The 14,646-nt window shown below is 62.3% G+C and carries 14 protein-coding genes and 1 tRNA gene; 2 read left to right on the top strand and 13 right to left on the bottom strand.

Features of this window, described 5'->3' with window-relative positions:
* Positions 1-256: 256 nt before the first annotated feature.
* The 13 genes from VI234_RS16280 to VI234_RS16220 form a co-directional block, all read right to left on the bottom strand.
* Positions 257-341 (bottom strand) — tRNA-Leu (locus VI234_RS16280).
* Between the two features lie 149 nt (positions 342-490).
* Positions 491-1,015 carry a DUF7529 family protein gene (locus VI234_RS16275; protein ID WP_336330602.1) on the bottom strand — a complete coding sequence of 175 codons (525 nt, stop codon included), beginning with the start codon at positions 1,013-1,015 and terminating at the stop codon, positions 491-493.
* A 37-nt stretch (positions 1,016-1,052) separates the two neighbouring features.
* Positions 1,053-1,460 carry a DUF7555 family protein gene (locus VI234_RS16270; RefSeq protein ID WP_008310902.1) on the bottom strand — a complete coding sequence of 136 codons (408 nt, stop codon included), beginning with the start codon at positions 1,458-1,460 and terminating at the stop codon, positions 1,053-1,055.
* On the bottom strand, positions 1,453-2,790 hold the full coding sequence (locus VI234_RS16265; RefSeq protein ID WP_336330601.1) for an ABC transporter ATP-binding protein: 1,338 nt from the start codon (positions 2,788-2,790) through the stop codon (positions 1,453-1,455). The genes VI234_RS16270 and VI234_RS16265 overlap by 8 nt, the downstream gene beginning before the upstream one ends.
* Positions 2,783-4,003 (bottom strand): ABC transporter ATP-binding protein, encoded by a 1,221-nt coding sequence (locus VI234_RS16260; protein WP_008310898.1) that lies wholly within the window; start codon positions 4,001-4,003, stop codon positions 2,783-2,785. Before VI234_RS16260 ends, VI234_RS16265 begins: the two co-directional genes overlap by 8 nt.
* Positions 4,000-5,457 (bottom strand): ABC transporter permease, encoded by a 1,458-nt coding sequence (locus VI234_RS16255; RefSeq protein ID WP_008310896.1) that lies wholly within the window; start codon positions 5,455-5,457, stop codon positions 4,000-4,002. The genes VI234_RS16260 and VI234_RS16255 overlap by 4 nt, the downstream gene beginning before the upstream one ends.
* Positions 5,457-6,497, bottom strand: a complete 1,041-nt coding sequence (locus VI234_RS16250; RefSeq protein WP_336330600.1) for an ABC transporter permease — start codon at positions 6,495-6,497, stop codon at positions 5,457-5,459. Before VI234_RS16250 ends, VI234_RS16255 begins: the two co-directional genes overlap by 1 nt.
* A gap of 110 nt (positions 6,498-6,607) precedes the next feature.
* Complete coding sequence (locus tag VI234_RS16245; RefSeq protein ID WP_336330639.1) at positions 6,608-8,458, bottom strand: ABC transporter substrate-binding protein; 1,851 nt, start codon at positions 8,456-8,458, stop codon at positions 6,608-6,610.
* Between the two features lie 265 nt (positions 8,459-8,723).
* Positions 8,724-9,065, bottom strand: coding sequence for a ferredoxin (locus VI234_RS16240; RefSeq protein WP_336330599.1), 342 nt, complete (start codon positions 9,063-9,065; stop codon positions 8,724-8,726).
* Between the two features lie 57 nt (positions 9,066-9,122).
* Positions 9,123-9,908, bottom strand: a complete 786-nt coding sequence (locus VI234_RS16235; RefSeq protein WP_336330598.1) for an MOSC domain-containing protein — start codon at positions 9,906-9,908, stop codon at positions 9,123-9,125.
* Between the two features lie 39 nt (positions 9,909-9,947).
* Positions 9,948-10,496, bottom strand: a complete 549-nt coding sequence (locus VI234_RS16230; RefSeq protein WP_008310888.1) for a peptidylprolyl isomerase — start codon at positions 10,494-10,496, stop codon at positions 9,948-9,950.
* Positions 10,497-10,662: 166 nt separating this feature from the next.
* Positions 10,663-11,595: an alpha/beta fold hydrolase gene (locus tag VI234_RS16225; protein WP_336330597.1), complete on the bottom strand. Its 933-nt coding sequence runs from the start codon at positions 11,593-11,595 to the stop codon at positions 10,663-10,665.
* Between the two features lie 57 nt (positions 11,596-11,652).
* Positions 11,653-12,738, bottom strand: coding sequence for an anthranilate phosphoribosyltransferase (locus tag VI234_RS16220; RefSeq protein ID WP_336330596.1), 1,086 nt, complete (start codon positions 12,736-12,738; stop codon positions 11,653-11,655).
* Positions 12,739-12,847: 109 nt separating this feature from the next.
* Here VI234_RS16220 and ahbB point away from each other — a divergent pair, with 109 nt between their 5' ends.
* Both ahbB and VI234_RS16210 read left to right on the top strand, forming a co-directional pair.
* A complete protein-coding gene (gene ahbB / locus VI234_RS16215; protein WP_008310881.1) occupies positions 12,848-13,885 on the top strand; it encodes a siroheme decarboxylase subunit beta in 1,038 nt (345 codons plus the stop codon).
* 74 nt (positions 13,886-13,959) lie between these two features.
* Positions 13,960-14,559, top strand: a complete 600-nt coding sequence (locus tag VI234_RS16210; protein ID WP_049942967.1) for a response regulator — start codon at positions 13,960-13,962, stop codon at positions 14,557-14,559.
* Positions 14,560-14,646: the final 87 nt, after the last annotated feature.

The following is a 14,646-nucleotide window of genomic DNA, read 5'->3' as shown; positions in this document are numbered from 1 at the left end:
CCACATCTGTGCCAAGTCAGGCTGTCAAGTGTGTCACAGATCAGCGGCCAAAGTTGTCTCTTGTGGACTACTGTAGCGACTATCGCAGGTGCACAGCGTCCGGTGGCAATCTGCACCCCACTCGCATCGCTCCTCGTGTCCACTCGTCGCAGAATCCGAGGGATGGGATTCGAACCCGATGCAAATCCTCACTTCGTTCGGATTTCCGTAATTCGAATCCCACTCGCACCGCTCCTCGTGTCCACTCGTCGCAGAATGCGAGGGATGGGATTCGAACCCACGGACCCCTACGGGAGCGGGTCTTAAGCCCACCGCCTTTGGCCAAGCTCGGCTACCCTCGCGCAGATTGAACTCTGCGGGGGCTAGTGAATGGTCCTTTCGGTCTCGGACTGCGAGGTGTCCTATCGCGTCCCACCACAGTCAGGTCGGCGGAACTCGATAGCGACCGTGACACACTGATTCAGCTGTCACTTCCCCTCAGACACCCGCCCTACTCCTCGACTGGGAGCCTGTCGGTCGGGAGGAACTTCGTCCGGTCGGCGTGGTCGAACGTTGCGACCGGCGTCCCGTCCAGTTTCCTGAGCAACGTCTGGAACGTCGCACCGTCGTTCGCGGCGGTAACCGCGTTCCCGGCATCCTGGAGTTTGTACGCGCCAGCGATGAACAGCGAGGCGGCGTCCGGATCGAAGTACTCGACGGCCAGAAACACCTGCTGCCCGACCGTCCGCCGGTACACGTCGTACGCTTCGAGGGGGTTCGATTCGACCAGCTGCGTCACTTCCTCGGCCTTGTTACCCGGAATGACGAACACGAGTTCGAGTCCGTCACCGTCGTCGACTGTCTGCAGGCCCGCGTCCCCGGCCGGGACGACGACGGCCTCGCGGCCGTTAGCGCGCCGCTGGTCAGCCAGCGCCTGTGTCTCTTCCAGCGTCTGTTTCCACGATGCTTTGCGGTCGTCCGAACCGGCGGCAAGCCGTTCGAGGTCGTCTGTCCCCTCGCCACCTGTCTTAACCATATCCTGTCGTTACGCCCGCGGGAGGTAAATGGTGGTGTCACTGGACGCCGAAGACGACCTCCATGCTCAGTGAAAGCCCGAGGACGAACAGACTCGCGACGAAGAGCTTCACCGGCGGTGAGAGCCGGTCTTCGGGCGGGGCGAGCATGTCGAGTGGCGGCACGACGCGGGCCAACACCGACTCGAACGGCGTCCGCTCCCGCGCTGACACGCCGAACGACACGCCGGACTCATCAGACTCGTCGGAATCGAGGGACGGCGCGCGCCACAGGGTGATCGATGCGTAGCCGAACAGCGCGAAGCCGATAAAAAACAGCACGAACTTCACCGTCACCCAGCCACCGCCACGGAGCGGCGAGAGCACGCCACCGATAAGCGTTGCTGTGAGTGTGACGCCGAGGGCGTACCACAGCAGATCGAGTACCTTCCCCGCCAGGTTATCCATCGTGCGTGTCGTAGCCACGGCGACGCAGTTCTTCGCCGGGAGCGTCGTGGTCCGTCGCGTGCCGGTGACAGAAACTCGTCCGTCTGTCGTCGACATCGTAGTACTGCGGCGTTTCGGTGTCACACCGACTGCCGAACGCTTCCTTGAGGTAGGCCCGTGCAGCGTCGGGGTCTCCATCACTGAGATACGTCACAGCCTGTTCGACGTGCTCTCGCACGTCCGGCGGGAGGTCCACGTCGCTGAACTCCTCGTCGACGATCTCATTGCCGTCGGCCAACGCGGTCTCGAACCCGAGCCGTTCCTTGAGCCGCTCACCGATCGACTGTTCCGCGCGGGACCGCTCACGAATGACGTCACGGAACTCCCGGATACGGTCCCACACTTCGTCGCTAGCGTCTATGTCTTCGGGCCGAATCCGGACGGGACACCGCGTTGCGAAGGGGCACCCCTCCGGCGGGTCCCGTGGACTCGGCGGTGAGCCAGGCAGGGTAATCCGGTCCGCCTGGGCCGTCGGATCCGGTTCCGGAATCGCGGACAGCAGTGCGCGCGTGTAGGGGTTTTCCGGGTTCTGGAACAGCTGTTCCGTCGGCCCGACCTCCATGAGGTTCCCGAGATACATCACCCCGACGCGGTCACAGATGTGCCGGACCACGCTCAGGTCGTGCGCGATGAAGAGGTACGTGAGACCGAACTCCTCCTGAAGTTCCTCCAGCAGATTGAGTATCTGGGCCTGGACGGACACGTCGAGTGCCGACACGGGTTCGTCGAGGACGACGAACTCCGGTTCGAGCGCGAGTGCCCGAGCGATGCCGATACGCTGTCGCTGCCCGCCGGAGAACTGGTGGGGATACCGGTAGTAGTGCTCCGGCATGAGCCCGACCTCGTCGAGCAGTGTCCGCACCTTCTCCCGACGCTCGCGGGCCGTCCCCTGTTCGTGGACGTCCAGCGGCTCGCGGATGATCTCGCCGACAGTCATCCGGTCGTTGAGGCTCGATTCGGGGTCCTGAAACACCATCTGGGCGTTGCGGCGCCACTGCTTGAGGTCGCCGCCGCTGAGTTCGGTTATATCGGTTCCATCGAAGGAGACCGTCCCGGACGTGGCGGTCTCCAGTTGGATGAGCGTCCGACCGAGAGTCGTCTTGCCACAGCCGGATTCACCGACCAGCCCGAACGTCTCGCCGCGCGCGATCTCGAAGTTCACGCCGTCGACGGCTTTCACCGGGTCTCCACCGAACAGTCCACCGCCTTCGTAGTACGTCTTCAGGTCCTGCACATCGAGCAACGTCTCGCCGGTCTGGTGTGACACAGTATCGACGATTGATTCACTCATCTGTGTCACCTCCCTCCAGTTGTCCGCCGGTGTCTCCGGCACTGTGGCTGTGGCCACCATCAGCCCTGGCATCGCTGTCTTCGGACCCGGTCGGGCCGGTATCCTCACCGGCTTTTCGGCGCTCAGCCGGCCAGTCGTCCGCCGACAGCGCTTCGCTTGCCTCGGCGCCCGTCTGGTCTGCGTTCTCTTCGTGGTGTGTCACAGTGTCGTCGGTAGGCATATCTTCGGGATACAGGAGACAGGCGGCGGTGTGGTCTGCTGATTCGCCGACCTCCACATGGGCGGGATGGACCCGCTCACACTCGTCGAAGCCCTTCGGGCACCGGCTGACGAACCGGCAGTACGACGCCGATTCGTGTGGCGTCGGCACGTCCCCTTCGATAGTGGGCAGCCGATCCGTACTGGGGTTCCGACCGGGAATACTCTGCAGTAGTCCCTGCGTGTATGGGTGGTGTGGGTTCGCGAACAGTTCCTCTACGGGTGCTTTCTCGACGACTTCCCCGGCGTACATCACGGCGACGCGGTCGGCGACCTCCGCGATGACGCCCATGTCGTGCGTAATGAACATGATACCGATGTCACGCTCCGTCTGGATTTCCTGTAGCAGGTCCAGAATCTGGGCCTGAATGGTGACATCGAGCGCTGTCGTCGGCTCATCACAGATGAGCAGGTCGGGGTCACAGGCCAGTGCCATCGCGATGACGGCTCGCTGGCGCATCCCGCCGGAGAACTCGTGGGGGAACTCGTCCACACGCCGTGCCGCGTCGGGGATGCCGACTGCACGCAACAGTTCGATGGCTTCCGACTTGGCTTCGGTGCCTTCCATACCACGGTGGAGCTCCAGCGCCTCGATGATCTGGTTCCCGACAGTGTACACCGGGTTGAGCGAGCTCAGCGGGTCCTGAAACACCATCGCGATGTCCCCGCCACGAACTGACCGATACTGCTTTTCCGAAAGCGTCGTCAGCTCTCTCCCGTCTAATCGGATAGACGACTCCTCGCGGATTTCGCCCGGACTGTCGACCAGTCCCATTATCGAGCGTGCGGTGACACTCTTGCCAGAGCCGGATTCGCCGACGATACCGAGCGTCTCGCCGCGCTCGATGTCGAACGAAACGCCGTCGACAGCGCGGATCTCCTCTCGCTCGCTGTGGAACACGGTTCGGAGGTTGTCAACGGCCAGCAGCGGTTCGCCGTCGTCGGTGTGGCTCATCCGCCACCACCTCCGGCGGCCGCGCCAGTCGCACCGCCTTCGGCACCCTCACTCTGTGGGTCGATAGCGTCACGAATCCCGTCGCTGAATGCGTTGAATCCGGTGACAACCAGCGTAATCAGGATGCCCGGGATGAGCGAGATGTGCCAGGACTGACTGGCGATGTACTGCTGTCCGATGTTGATCGCCCGCCCCCACTCGGGAGTCGGGGCGGTGATCCCGAGTCCGAGGAACGACAGGGCAGAGACGGAAATAATCACGCCACCGAGCGTCAGGGAGGCGTAAACCAGGAGATAACCGAGGATATACGGTGCCATATGTTTCCGCATAATCACAGTGGGTCGCTGGCCGTAACTCTTTGCCGCGTCGACCCACTCCTGTTCGCCGACCTGTAACGCAGGGCCACGGACCGCTCGCCACAGCCCCGGCCAGCGTATCAACGCGAACAGGAGGATGAACAGCATGGCCCCGCTGTATAGCTCTGCTATCCAGTGGTTCCTGAACACCACCGTCGCAAGAATCACCAGCAGCAATGCTGGCATTGCCTGGACGGAGTCACTGGTCAGCACCACGATGAGGTCGGTCACCCCCTTGTAGTAGGCGGTAACTAATGCCAGCGTCGTTGCGATAAAGCCCGCAATCGCCATCGACCCGAGTCCGATGAACAGTGACACCCGTGCGCCGAACGCGAGGAAGGTGAACAGGTCCTTGCCGCTGACGAGCGTTCCGACAGGGTGGAACCGCCCGAAGTCGTCGTAACTCCAGATTCCGACGTTGCTGTCCCCGCTACCGCGGGAAGCGGAACCGAGGTTCGCTTCACCGATGGTAATCGTTTCGACCGTCTCCGTGTCCTCGTTGTAGTACTTCATATCGTGGGAGTACGGTCCCTCGATATTCTCTTCGGCCGTGGTTGGGCCGACAACGGGCGCGAACGCGGCCATCGTAATGAAGAAGACGACGACAGCGAGTCCGAACAGTCCCCAGTAGTGGCTTCGGAGTCGGTCGATGACGTCGTCAGTCGGCGTCCAGTTAGCGGCGCGGTAGTGTCGGCGGAAGAGCACGTAGCCGTACCACAGCCAGCCCAGCAATGCTGCAACGTATGCATACACAAGCAGGAAGCGGATGAGCCACGCGTACTTCGGCTCGAGGCCGAGGAAGGTTCCCTGCCAGGCGCTCCCGTCGTAGTACCCTCGGTTGGGTACCAGTTCGCGGCTCAACAGATGCGGCAGTTCGCTGAAGAAGGCTGACGCACTGGCGAACGCCTCGGCGCCGGGCGCTCCCGGGAGCAACGCGAGTCCGGCGCCTATCGCGCCGAGCAGCCCGTCGAGGTACGTCGGGCCTTCGAGCAGTAACAGGACACAGAGCCCTGCCGCCCACAGTAATGCCGGTCTGGGGTGTGCTTTGAGTCGGTCTCTCAACGGCTGATCGATGTCGTCGGTGAGTTCTGTTTCCATCATCCGTCGTACCCCACACGCGGGTCGATAATCGTGTACGCGAAGTCCTGTACGATGTTCAGGCCGACAATAAGCAGGATGAACAGGTACATCAGTGTGCCTACAAGCGGCAGATCACCCTGTTCTGCCGCCCGGAAGAACAGGAGGCCGATGCCGTTGATAGAGAAGACAGTCTCGACGAGCACTGACCCGCCGATCAGGATGAACGCTTCCGCAGTGATGACCGGCACGAGCGGAATCAGGGCGTTCCGGAAGATGTGCTTCCACACCAGCACTCGCGGTGAGACGCCTTTGGCCTTGGCCGTTTCGACGTACTTCGAGTTGATTGTCTCAAGGACGGCGGTTCGGCCGATGCGCATCTCTGTACCCATCGACGCGGACCCGAGCACCAGTGCGGGCGGCAGTATCTGTTTTGTCGCTTTCGCGAGGTTAGTCCATGCCTGTCCCGGGTCAGTTAACAATCTCGTTGGGTTCTTGAGTACCGCGAGGTTCGGCGAGGTCACGACGTTGGTCTCCACGATGAAGCTGGTCCAGCTGAACCCGAACAGCTGCTCCGTCTGTGAAAGCACCGTAACCAGAATCACCGCAAGCCAGAAGTTCGGCATCGCTCGCCAGACAATCCCACCGAAGGAAGCGAAGTAGTCAGAGAACGTATTGGGATTCAGGCCGGCGTAGAAGCCGAGCGGGATTCCGATACCGATGGCGATCAGGACCGCCCAGAACCCGAGCCAGATGGTCCGTGGTGCGTAGCTGATGATGAGTTCGATAGCCGGCGTTCCAGAGTTGATGACCCACGATTGGCCAAGATCAAACAGGAACAGATTACTCATGAAATCGAAGTACTGCTCCCAGAGGGGGTCGTTCAATCCCAATCGCTGCTCGATCTGTCGAATCGCGCGCGCATCGCCTTGCGGCCCGAGGATCGCCGCCGCGGGGCTGAGCGGCCCCAGCCGGATGATTGCAAACGTTACTGTCGTTCCGAAAATGATAACGGGGATTGACAGAGCCACGCGCTTGAACAGGTATGTGAAGCGGCTCATGGCTTGTCTTGTCTCGGTTGTACGGGTGTTTGTGAGTTCATAATCTTTGAGGGCTGCGAACTTGGTACCGTCACCGGGTGTGACGGAAACGAAACGCTAGCGGGACGGGACTACTCTCTCTCTCCGAGAGACACAGTGTTCATCTTCTGTCGGCTCGGCCCCATCCCGGCCGGCGGGGTAAAGTCGACGTGGTCGTACCAGAACAGCTCCCTCAGCTCGTGATACACCGGCAGCATTGCGACGTCTTCCCAGTTCGCGTTCTCCAGTTTGATATACGCTTCGTTCCGGGCAGCCTGGGCTTCTTCTGTCGGTGCCGGGTTATCGCTGAGCGACTGGTACGCCTCCTCTGCCTGCTGTGCGGCGTCGCCGTTCTCCGGTAGCCAGTTGACGTAGGAAATCGGGAAGTCGAGGCTCGTATCGGTCTGTGGCGGGTTCAGCAGCTGGAGGAAGTTGTCCGGGGCGGGCCAGTCGGCGACCCAGCCAAGCGAGTACATCTCTAGCTCGCCATTGCGGCCGCGTTCCAGAAGCGTGTTGAACGGCGCCTGATTGACTTCGAGGTCGATGTAGACGCTCTGAAGCTGGTCCCGGAGGATGCTTGCCGTTTCGCTCCAGACTCCGGACTCGTAGATCGTCAGCTCGATGGCGACACGCTCGTTTTCGCCGTAGCCGGCCTCTTCCATCACCGAGCGGGCCTGGCCGAGCTGGCTGTCGTCGTAGCCGTACGGGTACTCGTTTTCGGCGCGGTCGTTGTAGTTTTGCGCACCGCCGGGGAAGATAGATTTCGGCGTGAAGTTGTACGCGGGCTCGCCGCGCTGTTTGAAGACCTGCTCGACAACGGTGTGCTGGTTCATGGCGTACGCGACGGCCTGGCGGACCGGCTTTGGCACGCTGGCCATGTTAAAGCCGAGATAGAACACACCGATGTTCGATACACCGGAGTAGTTGGCCGTCGCACCGTTACGCAACTCGCCGTAGGTTCCGATCTGACGACCCTGGTCGTCTTCTTCCTCGACGGATACCTTCCCGGGGTCGTACTGCGCCGTGGGGAGCTCGAAGATGTCGGCATTGCGGTTCATCGCGTAGTTGTAATTGGCCGAATCGTTCTCGATGACCGCAAAGTGGACGCCGTCGACGTTCGGGCTCTCGCCGTAGTAGTCGTCGTACGCACTGACCCTGGCCTCAGTTCCGGAGTCCCACGTATCGAACTCGAAGGGACCGTTCCCGATGGGGTTCGAACTGGAGAACTCGCCCTGGCTCACCTCGCCGTCGTACCCTTCGATGTCGCCGACCATGCCCTCGGGAACCGGTGAGAAGGAGGAGTACGCGAGCATCTCCAGCGTGGAGGCGAACGGCGCGTCTAGCTGGATCTCGAGCGTTGTTTCGTCAACGGCCGTGACGCCGAGTGTCCCGGGCTCGTACACTTCCTGTTCTTCGCCGTCGACCGTCTCGGTCGTCGTTTCGTGTGTGACGCCCAGCGAGTCCAGAACGAAGTAGGCACGACTGGAGTTGTCAGATGCAGTCAGCCGCTCGAACGCGTAGACGAAGTCACTGGCGGTTACGGTGTCCCCGTTGTGGAACGTCGCGTCCTTCAACTGGAACGTATAGGTCGTGAAGTCGTCGGATACTTCGTAGTCCGCAGCCATAAGCCCCTCTACAGCGGGCTGGCTGTTGGGATAGTTCATCAGCGGATCGAACATCTGCTGGATGACGATCCCCGACTGGGTGTCGGTCGCCTCAATCGGGTCCATCGTCGTCATCGTCCCCGTATTGACTCGCCAGAGGTCACCGTCCTCTTTCAGGTCGGTCCCGACATCGCCCCCACTGCTGTCCGTCGAGTCCATACCGTCTCCGGTCCCCGCCTCGTCCTCAGTTCCGTCACTGTCACTATCACTTGAACATCCTGCCAGTGCTGCGGCCGCCGCAGCACTGCCCGTCGCTTTCAGAAACGATCGACGCTCCATGCTACTTGAACGTGGCATATTGATACCCAAATTGCCCCCCATAAATAGAAGTTATGTCATACAGTAGCTTGAAATATTAAACTGCTTGCATCAAGAAATTCAGTTTATTATCTATAGTAATCTTACATGATATATCCTGTGGTGGCTGATTTCTGGGGGCGGAGATTCACCCCCGCAGAACCGAGTTCTCGGTGTCGCTGACCGCGCGCACGGGATACTACTGGACTGATAGGTGGCAGTAAAGCTGTCGCTATCAGAAACTGCGCTACCAGTCGACGGAGAGTGACCCGTCGCCGTTCGGGTCCGGGGCGATCTCTTCGTTCGTTCGCCGGTCGATGACGTGGATGATGCCCCGGTCTTTCTTCGCCGGGCAGGCCTCCGCGGCCGCGATGTTGTGATCGAGGTCCTCCTCGTCGATGAAGTAGGCCTCGGGCTTGGCGATGCCGGTGTCTAAGTCGAGCGTCCAGTTGCGTGACTTCTCGGCGCACTTGCCCGCGCCGAAGCACTTGTTGGCCTCGAAGATGATCTTGTAGGGCTTCTCCTCGACCGGGGGGCCGTCCTGTTCGCCGAACTCGCTCGGGTCGACGGGGTCGTCCGCGTCTGCCATTACTCCTCGTTCGAGGCGGACCGCCTTTCGATTGTCGGTCTCGGCCGCGTTCGCCCGCTACGTCTCGTCCGTCGACACGACCTCGACGAGGTCCCCGACGGCGAGGTCCGTACCGCGGTCGCCCTCGGGAACGCGGGCGATGAGCATCAGGGTGTAGAAGTGATCGAAGGCGTCCCGGTCGGCCCACTCCGGAAACGTCTCTCGCCGGCGTTCGATGAACCGCTCCCGGAATTCCGGGGTTTTCCTACCGGTGTCAGGGTCCCGCTGGGGGACGACACAGCGACCGCAGGGCGTCACCCCTTCGAAGCGGACGCCGCCGGCCCGGAAGGCAGGAGCGTCCGTACCGACGAAGCGGTCCTCCCAGAACGCCGGAACGCCGCCGATTTCGACGTTCGCGCGGAGTCGCCGTCGCAGCCCTTCGACGGTCACGTCGTCGAACCACGATGCCACGGTCTCAAGCGTCGCAGTGCTGATGACCGACGGTCCCATCTCCCGCCGGTCGACGTATCCGAGCGTTTCGTCGCGCTCGACGGTCAGGTCCACGTCGAAGAACGCGCTGAGCCACTCGGCTGCTCGGGCGCGGTCATCCGTATCCCGGAGTTCGAACGACACGCTATCGCCATCAGTGGTGACCGACAGCGTTCCCGTTCCAGTGTCGTAGCTGGTGTCGGTGTCGTGGACGCGGTCGGTCCGCTTCCCGTTGACCACGTCGCCGTCGGCATCGAACATGGCGAACTCGCGGTCGTGCGCCAGCGTCCCGCCCGGGCGGATCGATACAGAGTCGCAGTCCATGCCGTCCAGTGCCTTGACGGGGTAGACGGTGAGTCGCTCGACGTGTGCCACTATCGGTTGCTCGCTCGGAACAACGAAAACGTCGTGTGGTTACCGGTGAATCTCGACGGATTCGAGCAGCATCTCCTCGGTCGGTGCATCGTTGCGGTCGGTGTCGACGCTGCCGATGGACTCGACGACCTCCATCCCGTCGATGACCTTCCCGAAGACGGCGTGTTTGCCGTCGAGGTGGGGCTGGGCGTCGAGCGTGATGAAGAACTGCGAGCCGTTGGTGTTCGGGCCGCTGTTGGCCATGCTGAGGACGCCCGGGCCGTCGTGGCTGAGTTCGTCGTGGAACTCGTCGTCGAAGGAGTAGCCGGGGCCGCCGCGGCCGGTGCCGGTCGGGTCGCCCATCTGGATCATGAAGTCCTTGATGATGCGGTGGATGTCGATGTCGGTGTACAGTGGGTCGATGCGCTTCTCGCCGGATTCGGGGTCTTCCCACGCACCGGTCCCCGGACCGACTTCGGTCCCGTCGTAGTCGTCGGCACCCTCGGCCAGGCCGACGAAGTTCTCGACGGTGGTCGGTACGCGCTCGTCGTACAGTTCGACTTCGATTTCGCCCTCTGTCGTGTGGAGGGTCGCAGTCAGGTCGCTCATACTCACTCGGAGGGAAGCCCGGCAGAAAAGCCTGCTTACTGACCGAGCGTTCAAGTACTGAAACGAGGCCATCGCCGCCATGATCTGAGTAGCCGTCGCGTGGCGGGTCGCGGGAGCCCGACACGTCGCCACGCGAGCGGGAGTGTCGGCTGTTCGCCATTCCGGGCTACGACAGGTGTGTCAGCAGGTGGTCCGACACCTGCTCGGGCGCGTCGAACTGGACCCAGTGGCTCGCTGCCGGGAGCCGCTCGACCCGACAGTCCGGCACCCACTCGTCGAGGTCCTGGGTCAGGGCGAGCGAGAGCGCGTCGTCCTGAACACCCCAGATAAGCAGCGTCGGCGCTGTCACCGGACGGTTGCCAACGCCGCCCGCCGTGAGCGTCAGCTTTGCGTTCCGCCGGCCGAGTGCCCGGTAGTAGTTGACTGCGGCCGTGAGTGCACCCGGCTGTCCGAGTGCCCGCTTGTACCGCGTCACGTCGGTATCGGTGAAGGCGTCGGGGCGGGTCGGTCCGTCAGCGAGGATGCGCTCTAGCACGGTGCAATCCTTCCAGCGGAGGCTGGCCTCGGGAAGGACGGGAAGCTGAAAGAACAGCACGTACCAGGACCGCAGAACCTGGTCGAGCGAGCGGCGGAGCTCTCGCTCGTACGCTGACGGGTGGGGTGCATTCAGGACCGCTAGCTGGTCGACGATATCGGGACGGTCGATGGCGGTCTGCCAGGCGATGACGCCGCCCCAGTCGTGCCCAACAACGTGGGCCTGTTCGTGGTCGAACGCCGAAACGAGGCCCGCGACGTCGGCGACCAGTTCGTCGATGTGGTACGCCGCGACGCCGTCGGGTTTGTCGGAGTGATTGTACCCCCGGAGGTCCGGCGCGACCACACGGTAGTCGGCGTCGGCGAGCGCCGGTATCTGGTGTTTCCACGCGTACCAGAACTCTGGAAAGCCGTGCAACAGGACGACGAGGTCACCGTCCGGCGGCCCAGCGGTCACGGTGTGGAGCCTGATACCGTTGGTGTCGACCAGCTCGTGGACGCCGGGTGTTTCCGATGCGGGTACTGTCCACGCAGTGCTGTCACGAGCGCTGGCGTGTTGTCCCATCAGAATCACTTCGCCCGCTCGGTAGAAGTGGGTTCCGCTCCGTACCCCGTCGCCGGATTAGAAGGCCCGGAGGTCGTCGAGTATCTCCGCTGCGCTGCCGTCAGCAATCGCCTCACGGGCCTGTTCGAGGCCGTCCCGAATACTGTCGGCGTCCTCGCGGGCGTAAATGCGGAGGGCGGCGTTGAGCGCGACAGCGTCGGCGAAGCCGTCCTCGCGCTCGCCGGCCAGCACGGCCTCGGTTATCGCCGCCGACTCCCCGGCTATGTCGTCGACCTGCAGGTCCTCGCTTTCGATGTCCATCCCGTACTCGCCGGTACGGATTTCGAAGTCCGCGATGTCCTCGTCGTCGGACTCCTCGTCGGTAACGGGCCATTCGGCCACGACCGTCTCGCCGGGGCGAACGTCGTCGTAGCCTTCCATTCCCTGGAAGAACAGGGCGCGCTCGACGCTGCTGGTCTCGGACTGGGCGAGCGTTCGGACCATCTTCTTCGCGAAGGCCAGATGGTAGAAGCTGCCGAGATGTACGCTGGCGTTGGCCGGGTTCGCGAGCGTCTCGACGGTGTTGACGAAGGTCCGGACGCCCATGTTGTCGCGGCGCTCGAACAGGGTGTCGATGCCGGGATTGAACGCCGGCTGGTAGTAGAAGCCGAAGCCGACCTCGTCGACCATATCGGCGCTTTCGCTCGGTTCGATCTCCGTTCGGACGCCCAGTTCGTCCAGAACGTGCTTGTAGGCGTCCTGTTTCTGCGTGGGGACGCGGTCGCCGGAGTGAACGACAACGGGCGTGCCCGCGGCGGCGGCGACGACGCCCGCGGCGACGCCGAGAATCGCGGACCGACCTTTGCCGTCGTAGTTGGCCCCGCAGTCGACCGGGTCAGCGTCCGGAGTGGCTGTCTCGACCGATTCCTCGGACATCACGTCGACATAGGCAGCCAGTTCCTCTGGGGTGTTGCGCTTCCAGCGGTTGGCGAGCCAGAACGCGCCGAGCGTCGTGTGGTCGGGTTCGTCGCCGAGGATGCGTCGGAACGCCTCCCGGGCCTGCGTGCGGGACATATCGTCGGCCGATTTGTGACCGGAGCCGACGACTTCCGTCATGAGTCGTTTGAGCGGCCATTCGCCGTACTCCCGGGTCGCTTGCGCCATGGAAACGTGTTCGGGCCAGAGTTCAAAAGCCCCTGCGTTTCGTTCTCAATTTGCGGGAACTGGCTGGGGTCCCGAAAGGGATACACCATTACACTCCTAACGAGGATCAATGAGTCTCCAGTCGGGCGAATGGCGCGAGCGCATCGACGAGGTGGACGCCGCGCTCATCGACGAGTTCCAGAGCGACTTCCCGATTCAGGACCGCCCCTTCGAGGCTGTCGGTGACGCACTGGGTGTTTCGGCAGAGACAGCACTTGATCGGGTCAAAACGCTCCGTGACGACGGCATCTTCCGTCGCTTCGGCCCGGTTCTGAATCCGCCGGTCATCGGCTCTTCGACGCTGGCCGCTGTCAGTGCCCCGGAGGACCGGTTCGACGAGGTGGCCGAGATCATCAACGAGTACCGGCAGGTGAACCACAACTACGCTCGCGACCACGAGTGGAATATGTGGTTCGTTGTCACTGCAGGCTCCCGACAGCGACGCGACGAGATTCTGGCCGAGATTGAGGAGCGAACCGGCTGTTCGGTGCTCGTCTTACCGATGTTGACAGACTACTACATCGATCTGGAGTTCCCGGTCGTCAACGGCGACCGGTTCGCCCGGGAGAGCCTGGAGACGACTGACGCCAGCGCAACCCGGATAAGCGAGGACGCCGCCGTCGACCTCTCGGAACTGGACCGGCGATTATTGCTCGAAATCCAGAGTGGGTTCCCGCTCGTCGCGACGCCCTACCGGGACGTGGCGGACGCTGTCGATGCCGACGTGTCCGAAGTACTCTCGGCTATCAAGCGACTCCAGCGAACCGGCTGTATCAAGCGCATCGGCTGTGTCGTGAACCACATCGTCACCGGGTTCGACAACAACTGTATGGTCGTTTGGAACGTGCCGGACGACGCCCTCGACGAGCGGGGACAGGCAGTCGGGGAACTCCCCTACGTCACGCTCTGTTATCACCGGCCACGCCGCCCGGAGCAGGACTGGCAGTACAATCTCTTTACCATGATTCACGGGCGCGAAGCGAGTGTGGTCGACCAGAAGATAGACGAACTCGCCACCGAACACCTCCCCTACGAACACGACCGACTCTACTCGACGGCGACGCTCAAACAGACCGGAGCGCGGTACGACGATATCGTCGGCCAGTAGGGCCTGGATAATAAGGCAGACGGGCTTGTGACAGCCGGAATCCTTTTGCAATTCTGTTCTAAACATGCTAGCTAATGACAATGGGTCGGCAAGCGACAATCCTCGTCGTTGACGACGAACCAGCCGTGGCCGACGTGTACGCGGAACAGTTGCGGGACCGGTACACAGTCGAGACGGTATACAGTGGTGAGGCCGCCCTTTCGAAGCTCGATTCCGCAGTCGACGTTGTCTTGTTAGATCGGCGGATGCCGGACCTCTCCGGCGATGAGGTGCTGTCGGCGATCCGTGAGAAACGCTACGATACGCGCGTAGCCATGGTGACCGCGGTGGACCCCGACTTCGACATCATCGAGATGCCTTTCGATGACTACGTCCTCAAACCGGTGTCGAAGGAGGACCTCTTCGGGACAATCGAACAGTTGCTCCTGTACGCCGATTACGAGGAACGCCTGCGTGAGTGCTACTCGCTCACGGCGAAATACGCTGCACTGGAATCGTCGAAACCACAGGCCGTCCTCGACGAGAGCGAGGAGTTCGCTGAACTGAAGGCCGAACTCGCGGAGGTCCGGGCGGAGCTTGACGATATCACCGATTCCTTCGACGCCACTGACTTCGAGTTGCTGTTCCGTGACTTCGAGACGGGTGAATCGATGCCGGACAACACACAGCTCTGACCCGGTTCGGAGCGGGTCGTTTCTACGGTGGCGATGCTCACGGCGACCTTCCCACCCTTTCGAAAGCACTAACCGATTCTCTTCCAT

It is taken from the genome of Haloarcula sp. CGMCC 1.2071 (assembly GCF_037078445.1).
Taxonomy (GTDB): domain Archaea; phylum Halobacteriota; class Halobacteria; order Halobacteriales; family Haloarculaceae; genus Haloarcula; species Haloarcula amylolytica.
This window is presented reverse-complemented; position numbering and strand designations above follow the sequence as displayed.